Annotated in this window: 23 protein-coding genes and 1 tRNA gene; 19 read left to right on the forward strand and 5 right to left on the reverse strand. The window is 70.5% G+C overall.

Going from position 1 to position 24,372, the window contains the following annotated elements; genetic code table 11:
* Position 1 precedes the first annotated feature (1 nt).
* From EGM46_RS01865 to EGM46_RS01885, 5 genes are read left to right on the forward strand one after another with little or no spacing between them, the layout of a single operon-like run.
* Positions 2-622 (forward strand): hypothetical protein, encoded by a 621-nt coding sequence (locus tag EGM46_RS01865; RefSeq protein WP_125098468.1) that lies wholly within the window; start codon positions 2-4, stop codon positions 620-622.
* Complete coding sequence (locus EGM46_RS01870; RefSeq protein ID WP_125098469.1) at positions 619-1,335, forward strand: signal peptidase I; 717 nt, start codon at positions 619-621, stop codon at positions 1,333-1,335. Before EGM46_RS01865 ends, EGM46_RS01870 begins: the two co-directional genes overlap by 4 nt.
* Positions 1,328-2,812 carry an RCC1 domain-containing protein gene (locus EGM46_RS01875; protein WP_125098470.1) on the forward strand — a complete coding sequence of 495 codons (1,485 nt, stop codon included), beginning with the start codon at positions 1,328-1,330 and terminating at the stop codon, positions 2,810-2,812. Before EGM46_RS01870 ends, EGM46_RS01875 begins: the two co-directional genes overlap by 8 nt.
* A 39-nt stretch (positions 2,813-2,851) precedes the next feature.
* The gene (locus EGM46_RS01880; RefSeq protein WP_125098471.1) at positions 2,852-4,753 is read left to right on the forward strand and encodes a hypothetical protein; all 1,902 of its coding nucleotides are present in this window, start codon (positions 2,852-2,854) and stop codon (positions 4,751-4,753) included.
* Complete coding sequence (locus tag EGM46_RS01885; protein WP_125098472.1) at positions 4,750-5,202, forward strand: Ig-like domain-containing protein; 453 nt, start codon at positions 4,750-4,752, stop codon at positions 5,200-5,202. Before EGM46_RS01880 ends, EGM46_RS01885 begins: the two co-directional genes overlap by 4 nt.
* 121 nt (positions 5,203-5,323) lie before the next feature.
* Here the strand turns inward: EGM46_RS01885 and EGM46_RS01890 are convergent, their stop codons facing one another.
* On the reverse strand, positions 5,324-6,670 hold the full coding sequence (locus EGM46_RS01890; protein WP_125098473.1) for an FAD-binding oxidoreductase: 1,347 nt from the start codon (positions 6,668-6,670) through the stop codon (positions 5,324-5,326).
* A gap of 130 nt (positions 6,671-6,800) precedes the next feature.
* Between EGM46_RS01890 and gluQRS the strand changes: the two genes are divergently transcribed.
* The gene (gene gluQRS, locus EGM46_RS01895; protein ID WP_125098474.1) at positions 6,801-7,754 is read left to right on the forward strand and encodes a tRNA glutamyl-Q(34) synthetase GluQRS; all 954 of its coding nucleotides are present in this window, start codon (positions 6,801-6,803) and stop codon (positions 7,752-7,754) included.
* Here gluQRS and EGM46_RS01900 read toward each other — a convergent pair.
* Both EGM46_RS01900 and EGM46_RS01905 read right to left on the reverse strand, forming a co-directional pair.
* Positions 7,751-8,113 carry a spore germination protein GerW family protein gene (locus tag EGM46_RS01900; RefSeq protein WP_125098475.1) on the reverse strand — a complete coding sequence of 121 codons (363 nt, stop codon included), beginning with the start codon at positions 8,111-8,113 and terminating at the stop codon, positions 7,751-7,753. The two genes, gluQRS and EGM46_RS01900, sit on opposite strands and share 4 nt — an antisense overlap.
* 9 nt (positions 8,114-8,122) lie before the next feature.
* Positions 8,123-8,950 carry an SGNH/GDSL hydrolase family protein gene (locus EGM46_RS01905; protein ID WP_125098476.1) on the reverse strand — a complete coding sequence of 276 codons (828 nt, stop codon included), beginning with the start codon at positions 8,948-8,950 and terminating at the stop codon, positions 8,123-8,125.
* 70 nt (positions 8,951-9,020) lie between these two features.
* On the opposite strand from EGM46_RS01905, the gene EGM46_RS01910 reads away from it, so the two are divergent.
* From EGM46_RS01910 to EGM46_RS01920, 3 genes are all read left to right on the forward strand, one after another.
* Positions 9,021-10,832: a DEAD/DEAH box helicase gene (locus tag EGM46_RS01910; RefSeq protein WP_125098477.1), complete on the forward strand. Its 1,812-nt coding sequence runs from the start codon at positions 9,021-9,023 to the stop codon at positions 10,830-10,832.
* 39 nt (positions 10,833-10,871) lie between these two features.
* Positions 10,872-11,360: a Cys-tRNA(Pro) deacylase gene (ybaK, locus tag EGM46_RS01915; RefSeq protein WP_125098478.1), complete on the forward strand. Its 489-nt coding sequence runs from the start codon at positions 10,872-10,874 to the stop codon at positions 11,358-11,360.
* A 126-nt stretch (positions 11,361-11,486) separates the two neighbouring features.
* Positions 11,487-11,571: transfer RNA gene (locus EGM46_RS01920), tRNA-Leu, on the forward strand.
* 224 nt (positions 11,572-11,795) lie between these two features.
* Here the strand turns inward: EGM46_RS01920 and EGM46_RS01925 are convergent.
* Positions 11,796-12,557 carry an SDR family NAD(P)-dependent oxidoreductase gene (locus tag EGM46_RS01925; protein ID WP_125098479.1) on the reverse strand — a complete coding sequence of 254 codons (762 nt, stop codon included), beginning with the start codon at positions 12,555-12,557 and terminating at the stop codon, positions 11,796-11,798.
* Positions 12,558-12,851: 294 nt separating this feature from the next.
* Here EGM46_RS01925 and EGM46_RS01930 point away from each other — a divergent pair, with 294 nt between their 5' ends.
* The 3 genes from EGM46_RS01930 (at position 12,852) to mshC (ending at position 16,413) form a co-directional block, all read left to right on the forward strand.
* The gene (locus tag EGM46_RS01930) at positions 12,852-14,165 is read left to right on the forward strand and encodes a M20/M25/M40 family metallo-hydrolase (protein ID WP_125098480.1); all 1,314 of its coding nucleotides are present in this window, start codon (positions 12,852-12,854) and stop codon (positions 14,163-14,165) included.
* 125 nt (positions 14,166-14,290) lie between these two features.
* Positions 14,291-15,172 (forward strand): undecaprenyl-diphosphate phosphatase, encoded by an 882-nt coding sequence (locus EGM46_RS01935; protein WP_125098481.1) that lies wholly within the window; start codon positions 14,291-14,293, stop codon positions 15,170-15,172.
* Positions 15,169-16,413, forward strand: coding sequence for a cysteine--1-D-myo-inosityl 2-amino-2-deoxy-alpha-D-glucopyranoside ligase (gene mshC / locus EGM46_RS01940; protein ID WP_125098482.1), 1,245 nt, complete (start codon positions 15,169-15,171; stop codon positions 16,411-16,413). Before EGM46_RS01935 ends, mshC begins: the two co-directional genes overlap by 4 nt.
* Positions 16,414-16,717: 304 nt before the next feature.
* On the opposite strand, the gene EGM46_RS01945 is transcribed toward mshC, so the two are convergent.
* Positions 16,718-17,851, reverse strand: coding sequence for a PAC2 family protein (locus EGM46_RS01945; RefSeq protein WP_125098483.1), 1,134 nt, complete (start codon positions 17,849-17,851; stop codon positions 16,718-16,720).
* Between the two features lie 95 nt (positions 17,852-17,946).
* On the opposite strand from EGM46_RS01945, the gene EGM46_RS01950 reads away from it, so the two are divergent.
* The 7 genes from EGM46_RS01950 to EGM46_RS01980 all read left to right on the forward strand — a co-directional run.
* A complete protein-coding gene (locus tag EGM46_RS01950; protein WP_241156118.1) occupies positions 17,947-18,675 on the forward strand; it encodes an HAD family hydrolase in 729 nt (242 codons plus the stop codon).
* Complete coding sequence (locus tag EGM46_RS01955; RefSeq protein WP_125098484.1) at positions 18,672-19,721, forward strand: tRNA (adenine-N1)-methyltransferase; 1,050 nt, start codon at positions 18,672-18,674, stop codon at positions 19,719-19,721. Before EGM46_RS01950 ends, EGM46_RS01955 begins: the two co-directional genes overlap by 4 nt.
* Before the next feature lie 93 nt (positions 19,722-19,814).
* Positions 19,815-20,741 (forward strand): peptidylprolyl isomerase, encoded by a 927-nt coding sequence (locus EGM46_RS01960; RefSeq protein ID WP_125098485.1) that lies wholly within the window; start codon positions 19,815-19,817, stop codon positions 20,739-20,741.
* An 8-nt stretch (positions 20,742-20,749) separates the two neighbouring features.
* Positions 20,750-21,766: a helix-turn-helix transcriptional regulator gene (locus tag EGM46_RS01965; RefSeq protein WP_125098486.1), complete on the forward strand. Its 1,017-nt coding sequence runs from the start codon at positions 20,750-20,752 to the stop codon at positions 21,764-21,766.
* Positions 21,759-22,751, forward strand: coding sequence for a helix-turn-helix transcriptional regulator (locus EGM46_RS01970; RefSeq protein ID WP_125098487.1), 993 nt, complete (start codon positions 21,759-21,761; stop codon positions 22,749-22,751). Before EGM46_RS01965 ends, EGM46_RS01970 begins: the two co-directional genes overlap by 8 nt.
* A gap of 44 nt (positions 22,752-22,795) precedes the next feature.
* Positions 22,796-23,632: a twin-arginine translocase subunit TatC gene (gene tatC, locus EGM46_RS01975; protein ID WP_206427469.1), complete on the forward strand. Its 837-nt coding sequence runs from the start codon at positions 22,796-22,798 to the stop codon at positions 23,630-23,632.
* On the forward strand, positions 23,629-24,372 hold a 744-nt coding region (locus EGM46_RS01980; protein WP_125098488.1), incomplete at its 3' end, for a DEAD/DEAH box helicase. The genes tatC and EGM46_RS01980, both read left to right, overlap by 4 nt.

Consider the following 24,372-nt stretch of genomic DNA (forward strand, 5'->3'; position numbering starts at 1 on the left):
GATGAACGTAGTGCCGCCCCTGTTCGCCGTCGCCCTCTCCCTCTCCCTGGGCAGTCTCGTCAGCCCCGTCGCGCTCGCGGCGATTGCGCCAGCCAGCGCGACGCACGGCCCGCTTGATCTGCCGGAGCAGCGCGTCACCATAGAGATGCCAGCCCCCGGAGAGTCCGTTGACACGGAGCTTAGCGTCGCAAACGTCAGCCCGCGTGCGGTGCCGCTCGTCGTCTCGATCCCCGAGATCAGCGGGGTTGCGGCTACGGGGGCCACCCCCGTGAGTATCCGGGTGCTCGACGCCTCCGGTGCGGAACTGCTCTCGCCGCAGCGCTCCGCGAGCGGCTCGCCCGCTGCGCTGGGCGATCTCGCCGCGGGCAAACGAGCGACGGTGACGATCGAGGCGTCCCTTCCGCTCGCCGCGGACAACGCCTACCAGGCGAAGGACGCCGAGGCAGTGGTGCGGTTTAGCACCACTGACGGCGAACGGACCACCCCACCGCCCACCAACATCATCTCGGAGCTTGCTCAGACCGGCGCCGCCTGGCCGCTCGCCGCCGTGCTTGCCGCGGGCAGCGTGGTCGCCGGCCTCCTGCTCACCGCCCGGGCCCGACGAAAGAACCGCACCGCATGACCCGCCTCACCGACCGCCCCGCAGCTGGCCGCCGGCACGCCGCAGCACCGGCAGCGGATCCCGCCCATGAAACTCCTGACGATGGCGCGTTCGACCCGGACGAGCTCACTCGTGGCTGGCGGATCTATCGTGGTGTGCGCAACACTGTGCTCACCGCCGGATCAGTGCTCGGGGTCCTCGTGCTGCTCGTCTTTGGTGCGGCACTGCTCACGAACATCCAACCGACCGTGGTGCTCTCCGGGTCGATGGAACCGGATATGCCCGTTGGGTCGGTCGTGTTCGGTCACATGCGCGATCAGACTGAACTGCGAGTTGGTGACGCGGTCACGGTCGAGCGACCGGACAACAAGGGGCTCGTGACCCACCGCATTGTCGAGATCATTGAGGGAGACCTCCCCGACACCACCGGACTGATCCTGCGTGGCGACGCGAACTCGTCGAACGACCCGTACCCGTACTCGGTTGCCGAGGCGCGGGTGATCGTTGGGACGCTCCCGCTTGCCGGGTACGCGGCCGTCGCGATGCAGGGGCCGGCAGGAATCGCCACACTCGCGTTCTTCCTCTGTACCGTGATCAGCCTGATGCTGCTCGACCCGAATCGGATCGGCGAGACCCGCGGTCAGGCGATCGAGCGCCTCGAGGAGCGCGCCGAGCAGCGGGCGAGCCGTGCGGAGAAGCGCGCAGCGCGCGGAGCGGAGACCGAACATGCGTGAGAAGCTCGTCCGAACCCGCGCGCCACGGCGCAGGCTCTCCGGCCGCGCTGCGGCCGGGCTTGCCGTCGCATCGATGGTCGCGCTCGGTGCGGCGCTCCCCGTCGCGCTCACCTCCGCAGCACCGGATGACAGCGCGTACGTGAACTGGCCGGTCGGCTCCGACTATGAGCGACCGACGACCGGCGACACAGCGCCGCCGACGACGACACCGCCAACCACCACACCGCCAACCACCACGCCCCCAACGACCACGCCGCCGGTGGCGAGTGGCGGAGGCGTTCCGGTATCGAACTTTGAGAACCGCTTCGGGCTCTACCGCTCCGGCGGCAGCTGGTACGGCTACGGCATGAACCTGGGGTCCCAGCAGGGGCACGGGACGAACCCCGTGTCGAACCCCGTCACGGTCGCCGCGCTGAATCAGGCTGGCATCGTCGAGGTGTCCATCGCTGGATCGAATGGCCTCGGCCTCGACGGGAGCGGTCGCCTGTGGAGCTGGGGGAGTCCGAGCGCGGTGCTCGGCGTGACGCCCAGCTCAACGCAGGCGCCCACCCTCGTCCCCGGTCTCGGGGGCACGACATTTAAGAGCATCAGTCTGGGTGGCCTGGTCAACAACGCCGCGACGTCTCACACGGCGGTCGCCGCTGCGGTGGATTCGAACGGCGATCTGTGGACCTGGGGCAAGCCCACCGACAGCCGAAACGTCAACAACTTCATGCTTGCCGACGGCGGCGGCGCACGATCGCAGCCCAAGAAGGTGCTCACCGGGTACAACTTCACGCGCGTGGTGCTCGGCGCGGAGGCCGGCGGCGCGATCGACGTGAACAAGCGCCTGTGGACCTGGGGGAAGAACACCTGGGGTGGCCTCGGCAATACGAGTGATCTGCTCGCGACCCGATCGACGCCGCAGATGCTCTCGTCCGTAACGAACGTCGTTGACCTGAGTTTCGGGCACTACACGAGCCACGCGCTTGATGCGAACGGTGCAGTGTATTCCTGGGGCAAGAACAACCACAACGCGGTCGGGACGACGGCAACGTGTGGCTTCGTCGACGGGATCTCCTCGTGCCCGGTCAAGGTCGGTGGTCTGCCCGCGATCGCGCAGATCAGCTCCGGCTTCGAGCACACCGTGATGCTGTCGAAAACGGGGGAGATGTGGACGTTTGGCACGAACGAGAACGGCCACCACGGCAACAACACGCGGTCGCTCGGCGGCAACGGGCCGAGCGGACCGGTGCGCACCACCACGCCGGCCGGCGCGGCAACGATCACCGGTGTGCTGGCCCTGTACGCCGGGAGCATGGCGCTCGACGCCAATGGCGTGCTCTACACCTGGGGCACGAACACCGGCACCAATCTGGCGCTCACCGGACTGAACTCGTCGCAGCTGGGGAACCGGCTCACGCAGGCGTGCGACCAGCTGCTGCCGCAGAAGCCGCAGGATCAGACGTTCAGCGGCACCTGCAAGGCACCGAACTAGGCACCCCGCCGGGGCTGCTGCAAGGAGAGGAACCCTCACGTGAGTTTGAGTTACGCACCGAGCCGACGTCGGACGCGCCGCGCGTCCCGCGGGCTCCTCGCCGCAGGCCTGATCGCGATCGTGCTCGTCCCGCTCGGTCTGCTTCCGGGGACCAGCCCCGCGCGGGCAGACGACCCGGTGTTTCCGGAAGTCCACGAGCTCTACGAGTTTCGGGACGACTCGGTCCGCGGTACGGCGCGCGGTTTGGCGATCGACAAGGAGTACATGGCGGTGGTGCGCCGCACCAACACGGTCATCGACGACACCGGGGCCACCGGTGACATCGAGGTGATCCGCTTCAACGACGCGAACGAGGTGATCGAGGAGAAGCACGTCACCGCGCCCAAGAGCGGGATGGAGCTCGGCGATCAGCTCCTGATCAACATGGATCGCGGCATGCTCATCACCAACGTGCGGAAGGGCAAGCTCGAGATCAAGGGAGAGGAGCGCGACGTCGCGCTGCTCATTTACGAGCTCGACGGGACCGGGGAGTGGGCGTTGTCGCGCGCGGTTGCGCGGCCCGAGGGCCTCGAGTTCGGGCCCTACTACAAGTTCGCCCCCACCTTCGGCGACCACATTGCGTGGGAAGGCGACACGCTGGTGCTCGGAGACAACCTTTCGGAGCGGCGACCGGAGCCTGGCGATGAGGTGCTCGGCAACGGTGCGGGATCGATGTTCACCGTCGACGTGACCACCGGTGAGATGAAAGCGGTGGTGCCGAAGGACGAGAACGGCGTTCAGCTGTTTGGCTCGCTCTACGGGATCGGTTCCAGCTTCGCGATGAGCGAGGACTACGTCGTTGCGGCCACTACGCGTCGACGCACCCTCGTTGACAACGTGTGGATGAGCGACCAGCTGCTCTTCATCTGGAAACGCGACAACCTCTTTGGCTCGCCCATGGTCGTCAAGCAGCCCTGGGCCGACGGCACCGACTTCGGCAAGATTGGTGCGCTCCCGGCGTTCGGCTATCGCATGAAGATCGACGGCGACACGCTCTACGTCGCCAGCCCGATGGAGTACAACTACTTCGGCGACAGCGTGGACGACCCGAACGAGGGCGTGAACGACAACAGCGTCGCCTACGGCACCACGACCCGCGGGGCCGTGTACACCTACAGTCTGCAGACGGGCGAGCAAATCGCACCGAAGCTTCTCCCGCCTCGGCACACGCAGAACTTCGGGTCCGGGTTCGCGCTCCAGGGGAATGCGCTGCTCGTGAGTAGCTACTCCTACCTCTTCGACGATGAGGGGACCCCGCACGTCGCCGAGGGTGAGGTGCACGTGTTTGACACGCGCCAGATCACGGCACCAGCGGGACCGGAGGTGGTCGCCAACCGGCGAGAGGTCGAACCGGTGCAGCTCCTCAAACCCAAGGTGCCGCAACGCGAGGGCTACCTCGGCGTCGAGTGGGGCGGTGGTGGCGTGTACGTCAGCGGTTCGCGCGCTGCGGTGTCTAACTTCGGCTACTACGGCAGCCTGCCCAATCCGGACGGTGGCGAGCCCGTCTGGAACCTCTCGTCTGCGTACCTGTTCGGTACGGTGGCCCCGAACATCGTGGAGCTCCCGGCAGAGGTGCAGGCCTCGCCCATCGAGTACGGGCAGGAGGGCGCCATTCGGATGCTGGTGCCGAGCGCCTCGACGGACGGGAAAGTCACGCTCACACTCGAGGGAGTCGAATCGGAGACGGACTTCGACCTCACGAACCGGTGGGGAGCATTCACCACACCGGCCGCCGCGCGCGACGTCGGAGACTACCCGGTGTCGATGCACTACCAATCCTCGGTCAACGGGCAATTCGCGGACGCGACCGGGACGCACACGGTTGCGAAAGCCCCCACCAAGATCACGCCGAGCGCGCCAGTCGTGGCCGCCGCGGGGAGCACGCAGGAGGAGGACGAATGAACGCGGAGCACGCGCATCGCTCGGAGTACACGGCAGAGACACACACCCCGCGACGCCCGCGGCGACGGGGGCGGATCATCGGGTCGACGCTGCTCGCGGTCGGCCTCGTCGGCGGCCTCTCCTGGGCCGGGGTCTCCGCATCGATTGCGGCGGGCGGTCTGAACGATCGCTCCTACCTCGGCATGTCGATCAAGGTTGCTGATCCGCGATCCATCACCGTGAGCGGCCGCATCGACGGCGTGCACGGGACAATCCCAACGGGCACCGTGTCGCTCCGCTGCGGCACGGTGGAGCTGGGGACGACCCAGCTCGCGGCCGGACTGTACACGTTCACCTTCGAGGAGCGCTCGGAGTGGACCGCCGGCGAGATCGAGTGCACGGTATCTTACGCCGGGGACAAGAACCACCACGCGAGCGAGAAGAAGCAGATGGTGGATCTCGCATACTAGTTGCCCCCGCTTGTCCAATCGAAACGTGGCAAACCGACCCTTCAGCCGCGGGAAGGGTCGGTTTGCCACGTTTCGATGGGGGGGCGCCCCGCGGGGGTGCCAGGGGCGCCCGGGGCCCGGGTTAGATCGCGCGGCCCGGGGTGAGGATTCCGACAGGGTCGAGGGCCTGCTTGATCGCGCGCTGCACGTCGAGCGCCGCGGAGTCCAGCTGCCAGGGGAGCTCGTGCCGCTTCACCGAGCCGATGCCGTGCTCGCCCGAGATCGTGCCGCCGAGCGCGAGCGCGAGCCGCGTGATGTCGTCGATCACCGCGTCGGCCGCCGCGATCCCCGCCGCGTCGTCCGGGGCCTCGACCGTGCAGTGCAGGTTCCCGTCGCCGGCGTGCGCGACCGTTGAGACGCGCTTCCCGTGGCTGGCGGAAATCTCCGCGATGCCGTGGAACACCTCGGCGAGCGCCGCAACCGGGACGCCGACGTCGCAACCGATCTTGAGGCCACGCGCGTTGAGCGCCGGGTTCGAGAGCCGCCGCGCCTCCAGCAGGGCGTCGGTCTCCGAGATTTCGGTGTCGCTCGCGCCGAGCGCACGGCACGTCGCCGTGATCGCTTCAGCCTTCGCCGCGGCGTCGAGGCCCACCGTCTGGCCAACAAGCATCGCCCCGGCCGGCACCGTCAGCCCGCTCGGCTGGAACGACTCGATGATCTCAACGCTCAGCGCGTCCATCAGCTCGAGCACCTCGGGCTGCGCGTCGCCGTTCACGATCGCGGTGACGGCGTCGCCGGCGGCCTCGAGCGTGTCGAAGCTCGCACGGAACGTGCGCGGAGCGCCGGGCGGGATGGGCTTCAGCCGCACCGTCGCCTCGGTGATCACGCCGAGCGTGCCCTCCGAGCCAACGAACAGGCTGGTGAGGTCGTAGCCGACCACGTTCTTGCGCGTGCGCGCGCCGGTGCGCATGACGCGGCCGTCGGCGAGCACCACGGTCAGCGCGGCCACCGCGTCGCTCGTCACCCCGTGCGCCACGCAGCGCAGCCCGCCGGCGTTCGTCGCGATGTTGCCGCCGACCGTCGAGGTGCGCGCGCTCGCGGGGTCCGGCGGGAAGAGCAGACCCTCCTCGCGCGCCCGTGTGTCGAGCTGCGCCGTGATCACGCCGGCCTGCACGGTGGCCGTGCGGTTCGCCGCGTCGACCTCGATGATGTCGGTCATGCCGGCGAGTGAGACGACCAGCCCGTCCGCGTACGCGTTCGCCCCGCCGGCGAGGCCGGTGCCTGCGCCGCGCACGCTCACCGGCACCCCGTGCTCGTGCGCCCACGCGAGCGCGAGCGACACATCCTCGGTGCTGCGCGCCAGCACCGCGGCGAGCGGCGCGCCCTCCGGCCCCACCCGCGAGCTGTCGCGCGCGAGGGCGACGAGCGCTTCCGGGTCGCGAACGAGGCGGTCGCCGAGGCGGCGTTCGAGGTCGTGCACATCAGCCATGTTCGTCTTCCTTGTCGGTACGGTACGGTACGGTGCGGATCGGTACGGTGCGGATCGGTCCTGCGCGTGCTCCCGAGTCTACGGAGCGGAGCGCCGCGGATGCCAACCCGCGCCGTGGGAGGATGGGCGCATGCCAGAACGCGTCACGGGGGCCGGCCGCTACGCCCCGAGCCCCTCAGGGGACCTGCACCTCGGCAATTTGCGCACGGCGCTCCTCGCGTGGCTCTTCGCCCGTGCGAGCGGCAGGGACTTCCTGATCCGGATCGAGGATCTCGACCGCGCGCGAGATTCGGGGAGTGCGGCGCGGCAGCTCGCCGACCTGGCGGCGCTCGGCCTCGACTGGGACGGGGAGCCGGTGCTGCAGTCCGAGCGGGGCGCCGATCACGACGCGGCGATCGCGCAGCTCGCGGGCGCCGGCCTCGTCTACGAGTGCTTCTGCACGCGCAAGGACATCCTGGCCGCGCCCACCGCGCCGCACGCCCCGCCGGGCGCGTACCCCGGCACCTGCCGCGAGCTGAGCGACGCCGAGCGGGCGGCGGCGCGCGAGCGGATCCTGCCGCGCCGCCCCGCGCTCCGCCTCCGCGTGCCGGCGGGCACCGCGGCGCCGGGCTACACGGACCTCGTACTGGGGGAGCAGACGCGCGGCGAGATCGACGACCTCGTGCTGCGGCGCGGCGACGGCACCGTCGCCTACAACCTCGCCGTCGTGGTCGACGACGCGGCGATGGGCATCGACCAGATCGTGCGCGGCGACGACCTCGCGCCGTCGACGCCGCGCCAGATCCTGCTGCAGCGGCTGCTCGGCCTCCCGAGCCCGCCGGCGGTCGCCTACGCGCACGTGCCGCTCGTGCTCGGCCCCGACGGGAAGCGCCTCGCGAAGCGCGACGGCGCGGTGACCCTCGCGGAGCTGCGAGAGCAGGGGGTCACGCCGGATCGCGTTCGCACCGAACTCGCGGCGTCGCTCGGCCTCGCGGCCGCGTCCGACGCCGACGGCGTCACCGCCGCGCAGCTGATCCAGCGCTTCGATCCCGATCAGCTGCCGCGGACGCCGCTCACCTGGCGACCGGCCGCCGCGAACGGCTAGCGCTTCAGCGCGCGGATGATGCGCGCGAGTGCGCGCCCCGCGACCCACACGAACGGTGCGGCCACCACGAGCAGCGCGATCACGTTCGGCTCAAAGCGGGTGCGCCCCTCGCGGGTGACGTACGCGCCAACGGGGACCGACACGCCGCCGCCCCCGCCGCCCGAGGCCTCGCCGGCACCGGCGAGATCGCCCTCGCCGTCGCCCGATCCCTCACCGGAGCCTTCGCCAGCGCCGAAGCCGTACATGGTGCAGGCGACGGGCATGATCGTGGTGCCGTCCACCTCGACGGGCGCTCCGTACGAGGAGTGCACCCCAACCTGCGTCACGGTGTCTGCGAGCTGCTTCGTGAGAGATGCCATGCCGCCAGCCTACTCGTTCGACTCCGCCGCGTCAGCCCCGTGCCTGGGCGAGAACACCGCGACCGGCTCCGGGCGCTTCGCGACGATCCCGTCGCCAGACGAGACGTGCTTGATGCGGCGGATCACCCACGGCACCAGGTGCTCGCGCGCCCACACGACGTCCTCTTTGCGCGCCTCGCGCCAGTTGCGCTCCGGCAGCGGCGGCGGGTCAAGCGGGCCGAGCTCGTGCGGCACGTTGAGCGCGTCGAGCGCGGCGCGCGCGATCGTGTGGTGGCCGAGCGCGTTCAGGTGCAGGCGGTCGCCAGCCCAGAACCGGCTGTCCTGGAGCTCGGCGAGCGCCCACTGATCCACGACGACGCAGTCGTGGCGCTGCGCCACCTTCCGCACATTTTCGTTGAAGATCGCGACCTTGCCACGGATGCTGCGGAACACGGGCTGGAACGCGGTGTCCACGCCCGTGAACAGCAGGATCGTCGCGCCGGTCTCGGAGAGGCGTGCAACGATCTGATCGAGCTTCGCTGCCACCTCATCGGGATCGCTGCCGGGGCGGATCACGTCGTTGCCGCCAGCGCACACACTGATGAGGTCCGGGCGGAGATCTTCGGCGGCCGCCACCTGTTCGTCGGTGATCTGCTGGATCAGCTTGCCGCGCACCGCGAGATTGGCGTACGAGAACTCCTCGTCGAAGCTCGCGAGTACCTCGGCGAAGCGATCCGCCCAGCCGCGCAACCCGCCCGGGCTGTCCGCGTCCGGATCGCCGACGCCCTCGGTGAAGGAATCACCAATGGCCACAAAGCGTGACCAGGGGAGCTCCACACCCGTCCCATCCTGTGCCATACCGAAACTCCTCATTCTCCCGCGGCGCACCGGGTCTGGTGTGCACGTAGTACCGATAGTCTAGGGCGCTGTGACAGATTCGGACCCGGGCCTCCACCTGCCGGGGACCAGCGCCGCCGAGCACCTGCCGCCCGCCTATCCTGAGCGCGCGGCGCACGGCACCGCCGGCACGCTGCGCGCCTGGCAGGAGGAGGCGATCAGGAAGTACCTGGAGGCGGCGCCTCGGGACTTCCTCGCCTCGGCGACCCCTGGCGCAGGCAAAACGACGTTCGCGCTGCGCCTCGCCTCGATCCTGCGTGCCAATCACACCGTGAGCCAGATCATCGTGGTCGCGCCGACCGAGCACCTGAAGAAGCAGTGGGCCGACGCGGCCGCGCGCGCGGGCATCCGACTCAACCCCGACTACTCGAACGCCGACGGTCTCGGCTACGGGAGGCACTACCACGGCGTCGCGGTGACGTACGCCCAGGTGGCCATGAAGCCGGTGCAGCACCGGCTGCTCACGGAGCACGCCGACACGCTCGTCATCATGGACGAGGTGCACCACGGCGGCGACGCGCTCAGCTGGGGCGACGCGATCCGCGAGGCGTACGGTTCGGCGAAGCGCCGACTCTCGCTTACCGGGACACCGTTCCGCTCCGACGAGGCGCCCATCCCGTTCGTGCAGTACGCGCCGCAGGGCGACGGCTCGAAGGTGTCGCTCACCGACTACGACTACGGCTACGGGCGCGCCCTCGCCGACGGCATCGTCCGCCCGGTGATCTTCATGGTCTACGCGGGCAAGATGCGGTGGCAGACCTCGGCCGGCGAGGAGATGGAAGCCGCACTCGGCGAGGGCAACACGAAGGACATCACCTCGCAGGCGTGGCGCACCGCGCTCGACCCGGCAGGCGACTGGATCGCGAAGGTGCTGCGCGCCGCCGACCGCCGCCTCTCCGAGGTGCGCCAGCAGATCCCCGACGCCGGGGGGCTCGTGATCGCGACGGATCACGCAGCGGCGAAGGCGTACGCGCAGCAGCTGCAGGCGATCACGGGGGAGGAGGTCGCCCTGATCCTCTCCGACGACAGCGGAGCCTCCGAGCGCATCGACGAGTACTCCAAGGGGGACTCGCGCTGGATGGTCGCCGTGCGCATGGTGTCCGAGGGCGTCGACGTGCCGCGGCTCGCGGTCGGCGTGTACGCGACGAGCTCCTCGACCCCGCTGTTCTTCGCGCAGGCCATCGGTCGCTTCGTGCGCTCCCGCCGCCGCGGCGAGGTCGCCTCCGTGTTCATCCCGAACGTGCCGGCCCTCATGCAGCTCGCAGCCGAACTCGAGAAGGAGCGCGGCCACGTCCTCGAAGGGCCGAAGAGCGCCGAGGAGATGTGGGACGCGGAAGCCGCGCTCATGGCGGAGGCCGAGAAGGAGGACCGCGCGTCCGAGGAGCTCGCCGAGGGCGAGGGCTTCGTCTACCAGGCGCTCTCCTCCGACGCCCACTTCGACCGCGCCGTGTTCGACGGCGCGGAGTTCGGCGGCTACGCCGAGGTCGAGAGCGAGGAAGAGCTCGAGTTCCTCGGCTTCCCCGGGCTGCTCGAACCGCAGGAGGTGCGCGCACTGCTCCAGCAGCGGCAGGCCCGCCAGGCGCGATCCAGCGCAGAGAAGCAGGGGATCCTCGAGCACGCCCCGGACCGCGCGCAGCAACCAGAGGCCCTGCACCGCACGCTCGGCGAGCAGCGGAAACTGCTGAACAGCCTCGTCGGCATGTACTCCAAGGTGTCGGGGGAGCCGCACAAGGAGATCCACAACGAGCTGCGCCGGGTCTGCGGCGGGCCGCCGGTCGCCCAGTCCTCGGTCACGCAGCTCCAGAAACGCATCGACCTGCTGCGTCGGCGACTCCGCCCGTAGCGGGGAGCGGCCCCGCGTCCGATCGGTAGTGTGGGGCGCATGGGCAAGAAAGCCGGATCCGGATCAACCCCAGCGATTGCCGCACTCACGCAGCTCGGGATCGCGTTCACCGCGCACAGCTACACGCACGACGCTGCTGCCACCGACTTCGGGGGTGAGGCCGCCGCGGCCCTCGGGGTCGCGGAGGAGCGCGTGTTCAAGACCCTCCTCGCCGACGTCGACGGGACCCTCGCGGTCGGGATCGTGCCCGTGTCCGGCATGCTCGGGCTGAAGGCGCTCGCCGCAGCGCTCGGGGGCAAGCGTGCCGCGATGGCGGATCCGGCGCTCGCCGAGCGTCGCACGGGCTACGTTGTCGGGGGCATCAGCCCGCTCGGGCAGCGGAGTCGGTTGCGCACGGTGCTCGACGCGTCGGCGCTCGCGCACGGCACGGTGTTCGTGTCCGGCGGGCGGCGGGGGCTCAGTCTCGAGCTGGCGCCCGCCGAGCTCGCGGCGGCGACGGGCGCCACGATCGCCGAAATTGGGCGCTGAGCAGAACCGCGGAATCATGCGCGACGCGCGCGAGTTCCCGGCCGAATTGGAGGGCGTTCGTGAATCCGTGCTAAATTACTATCTGTTCGGCCGGTGAGACACCGGGAAGAACAAATCACAGTGTTCGCGCGGGTGGCGGAATGGCAGACGCGCTAGCTTGAGGTGCTAGTGCCCGTATTAGGGCGTGGGGGTTCAAGTCCCCCTCCGCGCACGTGAATGGCAGAAGCCCCCTTCTTCGGAAGGGGGCTTCGCTGTTTCCGGGAGGGCGCTGCCCCGTTGGCGCGCTGCGCCCCGCGCCCCCTGCCCGTCCCCCCGGGATCGGGGTCACTCCGGCAGGGTGTCGCGCGGCGTGGCACGGCAACACCCTGCCGGAGTGACCCCGATCCTGGGGGCGGCGATCCTGGGGGCAGCGGGGGCGGGGCGTGGGCGCGGCGGCTACTGCGCCGACCAGCCACCGTCCGAGGCGAGCACAACGCCGTTCACGTTGCTCGAGTCGTCGCTCAACAGCCACGTGATCGCACTCGCGAGCTGCTCAGGCGAAGCCGGCGCGAAGCCGAGGGTCTGGAATGCGGGTCCCATCAGCTGCGCCGCGAAGTCCGACTTGAAGGTGCCGTCGACGTTCGTCGCGACGCCGCCGGGTGCGACCGCGTTCACGCGGACGCCCTGCCTGCCGTACATGAACGCGGTGTTCTTCGTGAAGCCGACCACCGCGTGCTTCGATGCCGTGTACGCGGCGCCGGCAGCGTTGCCGCGGATGCCGGCCTCGCTCGCCGTATTCACGATCGTGCCCGCGCCGCGCTCCAGCATGCCGGGCAGCACCGCACGCGTGAGCCGCATGACGCCCATCACGTTGATGTCGAACACGCGCTGCCAGAGCTCATCCTCGACCTCGTGCGCCGGCAGGAAGCCGTCCATGATCCCAGCGTTGTTTGCCACGGCGTCGACGGTGCCGCCCGCCGCGGCGACGACCTTCGCCACGTCGTCCTCGTTGGTGACGTCGCTCACCACGGTGCGGAGCCGATCTGACGCAGCCTCCTCAGCGAAGGCGGCGAGGCGCTCGGCGGAGACGTCTGAGGCGACGACGGTGCCGCCCTCCGCGAGAATGCGCTGCGCGATCGCCTTGCCGATGCCGGAGCCGGCGCCGGTGACGATGGCGGTCTTGTCGGCGAAGCGCTCGGGCACGATGGTGGTGTTCATGACGGAACCTCGTTTCGATTCGGGTGCGTGAGGCGAAGCGCCTCGGCATCAGTGTCCACCCGGGGCGCCGCCGAGCGCAGCAGGCGCATTCTCAGGGACTTCTGATCACTCGAGGGCGTGCCCGCCCCAAGGATCGGGGTCACTTCGGCAGGGTGTCACGGTGGTGGACGTCGCGACACCCTGCCGAAGTGACCCCGATCCGGGAAGACGGCGAGGGCCGGCAGCTGCAGCATCAACGTCACGCGGGGCAACCCGCCACCCACGGCGGGCCCCCGGCGGCTACGCTTGGGGATCATGAGCACCGCACCCATCGAGCACGAGCTGTCGGAAACCGTCCGGATCGCCCGCGACCTGATCCGGATCGATACGTCGAACCGCGGCGGTGGCGACGCGGAGCCCGAGCGCCCGGCGGCCGACTACGTTGCCGCCTACCTGCGGGAGCTGGGACTCGAACCGACCATCATCGAGTCGGCGCCGGGGCGCGCGAGCGTTGTGGCGCGCGTCGCTGGGCGCGATCCGGAGCTGCCTGCGCTCGTGCTGCACGGGCACCTCGATGTCGTTCCGGCCGACCCGGCCAACTGGAGCGTCGATCCGTTCGCCGGTGAGATCCGGGACGGCATGCTGTGGGGGCGCGGCGCGGTCGACATGAAGGACATGGACGCCATGATCCTCACGTCGATCGCGGAGCTGCTGCGCGCGGGGGAGCGACCGCGGCGCGACGTCGTGCTCGCGTTCTTCGCCGACGAGGAGAACGGCGGCGTCTACGGCGCGCACCACCTCGTTGAGCACCACCCGGAGCTCTTCGCCGGAGCCGGCACCGCGATCAGCGAGGTGGGTGGCTACTCGATCGACATCGGCGGCACCCGCGCGTACCTCGTGCAGACCGGGGAGAAGGCGCTCGACTGGATCCGGCTGCGCGCACGCGGCACCGCGGCGCACGGCTCGCGCGTGTGGCAGGACAACGCGGTGACCCGGCTCGCCGAGGCAATCGCGGCGCTCGGGCGGCACGAGTGGCCGCTCGCGCTCTGCGACACCACGCGCGAGCTGATCGGCGAGATCGCGGCCATCTTCGGGGAGGATCCGCTCGAGGTCGCCCCCGAGGAGCTCGTGCTGCGGCTCGGCAAGGGCGGCGGCTTCATTCAGGCCAGCCTGCGCAACACGAGCAACCCCACCGTGCTCACCGCGGGCTACAAGCACAACGTCATCCCGGACACGGCCGAGGCGCTCGTCGACGTGCGCTCCCTGCCGGTGGAGCAGGCTGGCGTGATCGCCGAGATCCAGCGCATCGTCGGCCCCGACATTGAGATCGAGTCGGTGCACTCCGACATCGGGCTCGAGGTGCCGTTCGAGGGAGAAATCGTCGATGCGATGCAGGCGAGCCTGCGCCTCCACGATCCCGAGGCGCGCGTGCTCCCGTACCTGCTCTCCGGCGGCACCGACAACAAGGCGCTCGCGCGGCTCGGCATCGTCGGCTACGGCTTCGCGCCGCTCCGGCTTCCCGCCGACCTCGACTTCCCCGGCATGTTTCACGGGGTCGACGAGCGCGTGCCGCTCGATGCGCTCGACTTCGGGCACCGCGTGCTCGTCGATCTGCTGCGCAGCTACTAGGCGTCGCGCCTGAGCGCCGCGCCCGCGCGCTCGTTCGCAGCGGCACGGCGGTGAGCGTGGGCTAGTCTGGACGGCGGCCTGAATTTGCTGGGGCGCCGATTGCGCGTCCGCCACGAAAGGACAGCATGGGAATCTTCGAGGCGATCCTGCTCGGCATCATCCAGGGGCTCACCGAGTTTCTGCCGATTTCGTCGAGCGCGCACCTCCGCATCGCGAGCGAGCTGATGGGGATCGGTGACGCGGGTGCCGCCTTCACCGCGATCACGCAGATCGGTACGGAGGCCGCGGTGATCGTGTTCTTCTGGCGCGACATCGTGCGCATCATCGGACGCTGGTTCTCCTCGCTCACGGGCAAAGTGGACCGCAAGGATCCCGATGCGCTGATGGGGTGGTGGATCATCCTCGGCACGATCCCGATCGTGGTGCTCGGTCTGCTGTTCCAGGACCAGATCGAGGGCACGCTGCGCTCGCTCTGGTTCGTCGCGATCATGCTGATCGTGTTCGGCATCCTGCTGGGGATCGCGGACCGGATCGGCCGCAAGCAGCGCCCCCTCGATCAGCTCACCTGGAAGCACGGCCTCGGCTTTGGCTTCGCGCAGGCGCTCGCGCTGATCCCCGGCGTGTCGCGCTCCGGGGGGACCATCACCGCCGGCCTGCTCATGGGCTACACCCGCGAGGCGGCCGCGCGCTACTCGTTCCTGCTCGCGATCCCGGCCGTGTTCGGCTCCGGCTTCTACCAGCTGTTCAAGGCGCTGAAGGCGCCGTCGGACACCACCCCGATGGGGTTCACGATCGTCGCGACCATCGTCGCCTTCGTGGTCGCCCTGTTCGTGATCGGGCTCTTCATGCAGTACATCTCGAAGCGGAGCTTCATGCCGTTCGTCGTGTACCGCATCCTGCTCGGCGCGGTGATCATCGTGCTGCTGAGCACCGGCGTGCTCTCCGCTGACGGCGGCACCGAGGCCGCGGTCAGCGCGGCCATCGGCGCTGCGGGGGGTGCGCTGTGAGGACCTGGACCCCGCCAGAACTCCCCGAGCTGCCCGGCACGGGGATCGCGCCGAAGCTCTTCAACACCGCAACCGAGCGGCTCGAGCACCCGGCGATTCCCGACGGGCGAGCGCTGCTCTACGTGTGCGGGATCACCCCGTACGACGCCACGCACCTCGGGCACGCGTTCACGTACCTCACGTTCGACATCATGCAGCGCGCCTGGCGCGACGCGGGCATCGAGACCGTGTACGCGCAGAACATCACGGACGTCGACGACCCGCTGCTTGAGCGTGCGAACGAGACGGGCGTCGATTGGCGCGGCCTCGCCGACTCGCAGATCGGGCTCTACCGCTCCGACATGCACCGGCTGGGGATGCTGCCCCCCGAGCACTTCATTGCGGTGACCGAGCAGATCGACGAGATCGCCGCTGCGGTCCAGCAGCTCGTCGAGCTGGGCTTCGCGTACCGGGTGCCCACCGCCGAGGCGGACACCGACGACGTGTACTTTGACACCGCCGCGGCCGAGCGCGACTCGCAGTGGCGGCTCGGCGACGTTGCGCCGTACGATCCCGAGCTGATGCGGCGCTTGAGCGCTGAGCGCGGCGGGGATCCGGACCGACCGGGCAAGCGCGGTCCACTCGACCCGCTGCTGTGGCGCGCCGCGCGTGCGGGGGAGCCGAGCTGGGAGTCACCCGTTGGCGCCGGGCGTCCCGGTTGGCACATCGAGTGCTCGGTGATCGCGACGGGCGCGCTCGGAGGCGCGTTCACGGTGCAGGGCGGTGGCTCCGACCTGATTTTCCCGCACCACGAGTTCACCGCAGCGCACGCGACCGCGCTGTCTGGCACCCCGCTCGCACACGCGTACTGCCACGTTGGGCTCGTCGCGTACCAGGGGCACAAGATGTCCAAGTCGCGCGGCAACCTCGTGTTTGTCTCGAAGCTGCTCGACGGCGGCGCAGACCCGTCGGCGATCCGGCTCGGCCTACTCACGCACCACTACCGCTCCGAGTGGGAGTGGGCGGACGGCGATCTCGCGACCGCGACGCGCCGCCTCGAGGCGTGGCGGGCGGGGCTCGCGCGTGTGAGCGCGGACCCCGTCGCGGCCGGTACGGTGGTGCAGCAGCTCCGCGCGGCGCTCGCGAACGATCTGGACACTCCGGTGATGCTCGCCACGCTCGACGCGGCGCTGGATCAGGGTGTGGACTCACCGCAGCTGATCGCTGACGCGGTGCTCGCGCTGCTCGGGGTCCGGCTCTAGGGGCCGCCACCCTGCGCGCACCGCGCCACTTCCTCCCCCGCGTCCGCAGGCGACCACACCCCACCGAAACAGACGGAGAAATCGCGGATCTCGGAGGTTTTCGCGCAAAAGCGCCCGAGCTTTGCGATTTCTCCGCGTGTTCGGGTGCGGGGCGTAGCGAGGACCGGCGGGGCGGAGCGAGGACCGGCGGGGCGGAGCACTCCGGAGCGGGGTGCTGCGGCCTCGCGGCGCGGGAGCGCGGGGCACTCTTCGCGCGGGAGAAATCTAGAATCTCGGAGGGGTGCGCGCGAAAGCGCCCGAGGGTTTAGATTTCTCCGCGTGGGGGTGTGGGGCCCTCCGGCGGTGCAGTGCCGTGTGGGGGTGTGGAGCCCTCCGAGCCCGCAGAGCCATCGGGGCCTGGTGCGTCTTCCGAATCCGCGGTGTTCGCGTCTCGGGCGGCCTGCTCGGCCGCACCGTCCTGATCGGCCGCACCGGCCGCACCATCCTCATCCGCCCGATCAGCCTCAGCCCGCTCAGCCGCCGCGCCCTCGTCCGGCTCCACCGTCACCGCGCGCGAGCCATCCTCCAGGAACTTCTCGAACTCCGCGGCGATCGCGTCGCCGGTGGTCTCCGCGGCCAGCGCCTCGTCGCGCGACTCCTCGAGCCCGCGAATGTAGCGCGTCATGTCCTCGTCGGCGGCCGCGATGCGGTTGATGTTCGCCTCCCAGTCGTTGGCGAGCATCAGCAGCTCGCCGCGCGGGATCACCACGTCGAGCAGTTCCTCGAGCTTGTCGAGGAGCGCGAGCGTGACCTTGGGGGACGGCGTGCTGTGCACGTAGTGCGGCACCTGCGCCCACAGTGAGATCGGCGTCAGCCCCGCCGCGGTGAGCGCGAGCTCCACCACGCTGGCGATGCCGGCCGGGCCCTCGTACGTGCTGCGGACGGCTCCGGTGCGGTCGCGCTGCTCCTGGCTGTCACTCGTGATCGTGGTGACCACGGGGCGCGAGTGCGGCGCGTCGGAGTACATCGAGCCGAGGATGATCACGGTGTCGATGCCCCACACGTCGACGAGTTCGACGATCTCGTCGGCGAAGTTCTGCCAGTCGCGCGCCGGCTCCACTCCGGAGAGCAGGAACAGCTCGGTCACGCGTCCGCCGTCGATCCGGCGCACGGTTTCCGCGTCGGGATCGGGATCAACGTCGACGCCCGGCCGCCGCACGGTGCCGAGCAGCTTCGTGTCCGGCCACTCGATGGCCCGGTTGCCGTGCTCGTCGATGGTGAGCTTGGGGCGGTGCACCTGGTAGTCGACGTAGCCCTCGGAGCCGAGGATGTGCAGCGGTTCGGCGCCCGTCAGCTCCGCGAGGTGCTGCAGCACGTCGCTCGTCGCGTCGCCGGCGTCGCTCCAGCCCTGGAAGGCGGCGATGAGTACGCGCGGGTACCCGGGAGAGGCGGCGGTCACGACGAGGGGCTCCTTGCGATTGCGGGACAACGAACTGAACGTCTGGAGACGATCGCCCACCAGGATATCTCGCTGGGCTCAGTAGAATGGTTCGGATGAGCGCGATCCTCTCCGAGCGAACGCCCGCGGCTGTGCTGTGGGACATGGACGGCACCCTGATTGACTCCGAGCCGCTGTGGCTTGACGCCGAGCTGGCGATGCTGCGCCGCTACGGCATCGAGCTCACGGACGAGGTGCGCGATGGGCTTGTCGGCTCCGGCCTGCGCGCCGCCGCCGCGGTGTTTCAGCGCCTCGGCGTGCCGCTGTCGGCTGACGAGATCATCGCCGAGTGGACGGCCGCGGTGATCGCTGGCCTCCGCGCCACCGGCCCGGTGTGGCGCCCCGGCGCCGTTGAGCTGCTGCGCTCGCTCGGCGCGGCCGGGATCCCGAGCGCGCTCGTGACGATGGCGGTGCGCGAGATCGCCGACGCGGTGCTGGCGCTGCTGCCGGCCGACGCGCGCTTCGTCGGCTCGATTGCCGGCGACGAGGTGTCGCGCGAGAAGCCGCACCCGGAGCCGTATCACCTCGGCGCGGCGCTCCTCGGCGTGCCGATCGAGGAGTGCCTCGCGCTCGAGGACTCGGGCAGCGGGTTGCGCGCGGCGCACGCGTCCGGCGCGGTCTCGATTGGGATCCCGAACCTCGTCGATCTCGCCGGCGTGCCGGCGCACGAGCTGTGGCCGAGCCTCGCCGGGATGGACGCCGATAGACTTTCGGAGCGATTCCGGGCGCACACGAGCGCCCGGCAGGATTCACCGCAGCACAGAGAAACAGGAGAACTCGCGTGAGCGAACAGGACACAGCAGCCGGAACCCCCGCGCCGAGCGGGCCCCTCGGGTACGGCGACCGCGTGCAGCTCACGGGGCCGAAGGGTCGGCTGAACACGATCACGCTCGTGCCAGGCGGCGAGTTTCACAGCCACCGCGGTGTGATCCTGCACGCCGATCTTGTCGGCCTGTCTGACGCGTCGGTGGTGAGCAACAGCAGCGGTGAGGAGTACCTCGTGCTGCGGCCGCTGCTGTCCGACTTCGTGATGTCGATGCCGCGCGGAGCGGCGATCGTCTACCCGAAGGACGCCGCGCAGATCCTCTCGCTCGCCGACATCTTCCCTGGCGCGCGCGTCGTGGAGGCCGGCGTGGGCTCCGGCGCGCTCTCGCTCCACCTGCTGCGCGGGATCGGCGAGCGCGGCGAGCTCTTCTCCTTCGAGCGCCGCGACGAGTTCGCTGACGTTGCGCGCGCGAACGTTGCCGCGTTCTCGGGATCGGTGCCGGAGAACTGGACGCTCACCGTCGGCGATCTGCAGGACACGCTGCCCGCGACGTGCGCTGCCGGCACGATTGACCGCGTGGTGCTCGACATGCTGGCGCCGTGGGAGTGCGTGGACGTCGCCGCCGAGGCGCTGCAGCCCGGTGGCGTGCTCATCTGCTACGTCGCGACGGTGACCCAGCTGTCGCGCACCGCGGAGGAGATCCGGCGCAGCGGCCAGTTCACGCACCCGCAGTCGTCGGAGACGATGGTGCGCGGCTGGCACGTCGAGGGCCTCGCGGTCCGCCCGGATCACCGCATGGTGGCGCACACCGGCTTCCTGATCACCGCGCGCAGGCTCGCTCCCAACACGGTGGTGCCGAGCCTGAAGCGCCGCGCATCGAAGAGCGAGTTCAGCGACGCTGACCTCGCGAACTGGCTGCCCGATCTCGCCGAGGGCGTGACGAGCGACGAGGTGTGGACGCCCGAGGTGGTCGGCGAGCGCCAGAAGAGCGAGAAGGTGCTGCGCAAGAAGGTGCGCGAGGCGCGCACCTTCGCCAGCGAGCGCGGAGCTGACACGCCGGAGTAGGGGCGGGCGGCTGCTGCGCGCGGCAATGCGGCGAGCCTCAGCCGAGGTTCGATAGGATGGCGTGGTTCACACAGGCTTTCGCGAGAGGTGCATATGCTTCGTCGACTCGTTCCCGCAACCGCAGCGACCGCGCTGCTCATCGTCGGGGTGACCGGCTGCACGTCCGCGCAGGATGCCGCGCGCGCTGACTGCACCCCCGTGATGGAGCCCGGCGCGCTCAGCGACAGTGTTGTGGTGCTCGGTGAGGCGGGGACCACGCCGCAGGTGAAGGTGCCGGAGGGCACCGACATTCTGACCTCGCAGCGCACGATCGTGTCCGAGGCGAACGCGGATGGCGCGATCGCGGGCGAGGGCACGCTCGTCGGCGTCAACATGTCGTTCTTCGACTCGCAGAGCGCGACGCCGCTGTACGAGAGCCCGGCGCTCGCGGATCCCGCGCAGGCACCCGAGTACCTGCTCGTGTCCGCCGACATGGCGAACCCGCTGAGCGAGGCCGTGCGTTGCGCCGCGGAGGGCGACCGTGTCGTGCTCGCGCTGTCGCCGACCGACAGCGCCCAGCTCGCGATGCAGCTCGGCTCGAGCGCTGGCGAGTCGCTTGTCGGCGTGCTCGACGTGGTCTCGGCGAGCCCGCTCGCGGCGCAGGGCCCCGTGCGCGGCCTGCCGAACGGCTACCCGGCCGTCGTGACCGACGAGACCGGCCAGCCCGGCGTCGTGCTGCCCCCGCGCGAGGCGCCGAAGGGCACCAGCTCGGCCGTGCGCATCGCTGGCGACGGCGAGCAGGTCGGCGCGAACCAGAACGTCATCGGCCAGGTGCTCAGCGTCGGCTGGGACGGCACGGTGCAGCAGAACTCGTGGACTCAGGGGCTCATGTCCTTCGGCTCCGAGGCGGACGTCGCGCAGTCGGGGAACACGTTCCGCGCTGAGCTGACGGGCAAGCAGGTCGGCTCGCAGGTCGTGATCGTGGAGAACGAGGGCGGCTCGGCCCGCGTGGTCGTCGTCGATATCCTCGGCGTCAACTGAGGTCGCGGGTGGCCGGGCGCGGGGCGGTTCCCAGCGAGCAGCGGGTCTTCAGTCTGGTCCTCGCGCTCGTCGTGAGTCCCGAGGGGCTCACGAAGCGTGAGCTGCTCTCCTCGGTGTACGGCTACGCCGAGCGCTTCTCGCGCGACGCGGCGAGCACCGCGCTCGACCGCCAGTTCGAGCGCGACAAGGAGCAGCTGCGCGGGCTCGGGATCCACATCGAGACGCTCGACTCGCCGCTTGAGCCAGGCAACAATCAGCTCACCCGCTACCGGATCTCGAAGGAGCTGCTCGAGTTTCCGCCCGAGCTGCGGTTCAGCGAGCGCGAGCTCGTGTTGCTTCGGCTCGCCGCGCTCGCGTGGCAGGAGGGCAGCCTGAGCGCCGAGTCGCGGCGCGCCGCGATGAAGCTCGAGGCGCTCGGCGCCGGGCTCGACCTGCAGCACCTCGGTGTTGCGCCGCGCCTGGGTTCCGCCGAGCCGGCGGCCGCGGCGCTGCAGGAGGCCATCGACGCCGGGCGTGTGGTGCGCTTCGCGTACACGCTGCCCGGGCGCGACGCCCCGCTTGAGCGACGGGTCGCACCGCTGCGCCTGCACCGCGTCGACGGCCGCTGGCACCTCATCTCGTGGGATCTGGACCGCGCGGCCGAGCGGGTGTTCCTGCTCGCGCGCATGAGCGGCACCGTGGTGGTGGAGCAGACCCGCTTCGACCCGGCGCTTCGCGAGCTGGCTGAGCCGGCGGTCGCCGGCCTCCTGCGCCTGCGCGAGCAGCAGCGCGCGACGCTGCGCGTCGGCAGGGGGACCGTCGCCGAGGCGCGGCTCACCCCGCGCGCCACCGCCGCCACAGCAGCCGCGCCGCAGGACGACGCGGTGGAGCTCACGCTCGGCATGCTCGATCCCCACCTGCTTGCGCAGGAGCTGATGGGCTACGGTGCCGAGGTCGCGGTGCTCGCCCCCGAGTCCCTGCGCGAGCTCGTCGTCGGCGGGCTCCGGCGCATCGCAGCCGCGCACGAGGAGGCACCGCATGGCTAGTCCGGTCCTTGGCCCCGATCGGGTGCTGCTGCTGCTCTCGCTCGTGCCCTACCTGCGCGAGCACGGCCCCGTGCCGGTCGGCGAGCTCGCCGAGACGTTCGGCGTCACGCCGGCCCTGCTGCGCTCGCTGGTGCGCTTTCTCGGCACCGCTGGCGTGCCCGGGGAGACGCTGAGCTATCAGGATCAGGACCTCTTCGATATCGACTGGGACGCGCTCGAGGAGCAGGATCTCGTCAGCCTGACCCGCACCGTCGCCGTTGAGGACGCGCCGCGCTTCGCGCCGGCCGAGACCGCCGCGCTGATCGCGGGGCTGCACGCCCTCACCGCGGTGCTCCCCGAGGCGGACGCGCAGCTCGCGCGCGCGACCGCCGAGAAGCTGGGCGGGGCGCTCGGCGCGGCCGGCGCGCCCGTGGTGAGCGTGAGCGCCGATCCGGAGGACGCCAGGATCCCGCTCATCGTCGCCGCGATCGACGGCCAGCGCACGCTGCGCTTCCGCTACCGCGACGCCGCTGGGGCGGAGACGGAGCGCACCGTCGTCCCGCACGCGCTCGCGCAGCGTCCGGGCGCCTGGTACCTGCGCGCGTACTGCCTCGACCGGCTGGCCGACCGCACCTTCCGCGTTGACCAGATGTTCGACGCGCGGCTCGGCGACGTGGCGCCCGCAGGCGCTGGCACGGACGCCGCGGCGGCACCCGCACGGGCCGAGACCGCCGTCGCGCAAGCTGCGGCACCCGCTGCGCACGCGACGCAGATCGTCGCGCGCGTCGCCGAGGCGGCGCTGCAGCGGATCCAGGGCTTCGGGCCGGAGCCGCTCGGCGAGTCGGCGCCCGGCGTGCTCCGCGTGCGCATCGAGGCCTGGTACCCGGACGCGGCGATCCGGCTCGTGCAGGTCGCGCCGGGCGAGATCGAGATCGAGGCGCCGGAGGCGGCGCGCGCCGTGGTGCGCGAGTGGGCGGCGCGCGGGCTCGCCGCCTACGGCGAGTAGGCGCTCTCGGCTTCGCGGCCGTGCGCCTGGGATACACTGAGCGAATGGCACGAGAGCCGCGAAAGAAGCGCAACCCAGAAGGCAAGATGAGCCTCGGCGCTCACCTCGTTGAACTGCGAAAGCGGCTCATGATCGCGGCGCTCGCGATCGTCGTCGCCCTCGTGGCCGGCTGGCTGCTCTCCTCACTCGTGTGGGACGTGCTGCGCATGCCGATCCTGCAGCTCGGAGAGCAGGGCCGCGAGGCCACGATCGCCTACGGCGACATCACCGGCGCGTTCGACACGAAGGTGCAGATTTCGCTCTTCATCGCCGTGCTGATCGCCTCGCCCGTGTGGCTGTACCAGATCTGGGCGTTCCTCGCGCCCGGCCTCACGCGCCGCGAGAAGCTCTACGGGGTGGGATTCCTCGCGGCCGCGGTGCCGCTCTTCCTCGGCGGCGCGTTCGCCGGGTGGCTGGTGCTGCCGAACATTGTGCGCCTGATGGCCAGCTTCCAGCCCGCGGAGGACGCGTTCTTCCTCGACGCGCGCAAGTACCTCGACTTCGCGATCAAGCTGCTGCTCGCGGTGGGCGTCGGCTTCGTGCTGCCCGCACTGCTCGTCATGCTCAACTTCATCGGGGTGGTGCGCGGCGCGTCCATCCTGAAGAGCTGGCGCGTCGCGATCCTGCTCATCGTGCTGTTCGCCGCGATCACCACGCCGGCGGCCGACATCATGAGCATGTTCCTGCTCGCGGTCCCGATGATCCTGCTGTACTTCGGCGCAGCGGGAATCGCGATCTGGCACGACAAACGGGTGGACAAACGGAAGAAATCCGAGTTCGAGGAGTACGGGATCGACGTTACCGAAGACGTGAGCGCCGATCTCTCTGAGGACACCAAGTGAGCGAGACCGCGCTCGAGTTCTTCGCCGGTCGTCTCGAGTATCCGCTCGACGCATTCCAGATCACCGCGTGCGAGCGGCTCGAGGAGGGGCGCAGCGTGCTCGTCGCGGCCCCGACGGGCTCCGGCAAGACCACCGTCGCCGAGTTCGCCGTGTACCTCGCCAGGCGCGAGCGCGACGCGCGCATCTTCTACACGGCGCCCATCAAGGCGCTGTCGAATCAGAAGTTCCGCGAGCTCTGCGCCGAGTACGGCGAGGACGAGGTCGGCCTCCTCACCGGCGACCTGAACATCCGCGGCGACGCGCCCATCGTGGTGATGACCACCGAGGTGCTCCGCAACATGATCTACGCCGAGTCCTCGGCGCTCACCGACCTCGCCTTCGTGGTGCTCGACGAGGTGCACTACCTCGGTGATCGGTTCCGCGGTGCCGTGTGGGAGGAGATCATCCTCCACCTGCCGCGCCACGTGCGGCTCGTCGGGCTCTCGGCCACCGTGTCGAACGCCGAGGAGTTCGGTGACTGGATGCACGCCGTGCGTGGCGACACCGACGTGATCCTCTCCGAGCACCGCCCGGTGCCGCTGTACCAGCACGTGCTCACCTCGAAGGAGCTGCTGCCGCTCTACGTCGGCCGCGACGGCGAGCTCGCGGCGCGCGGTCGGCTGAACCCCGAACTCCGCATGCTCGAGGGCGGCCGCGGCGGCGGGCGTGGTGGCGGCCGCGGCGGGCGGGATCGCGCGCGC

This window comes from Leucobacter chromiireducens (genome assembly GCF_003917135.1).
Lineage (GTDB): Bacteria > Actinomycetota > Actinomycetes > Actinomycetales > Microbacteriaceae > Leucobacter > Leucobacter chromiireducens_A.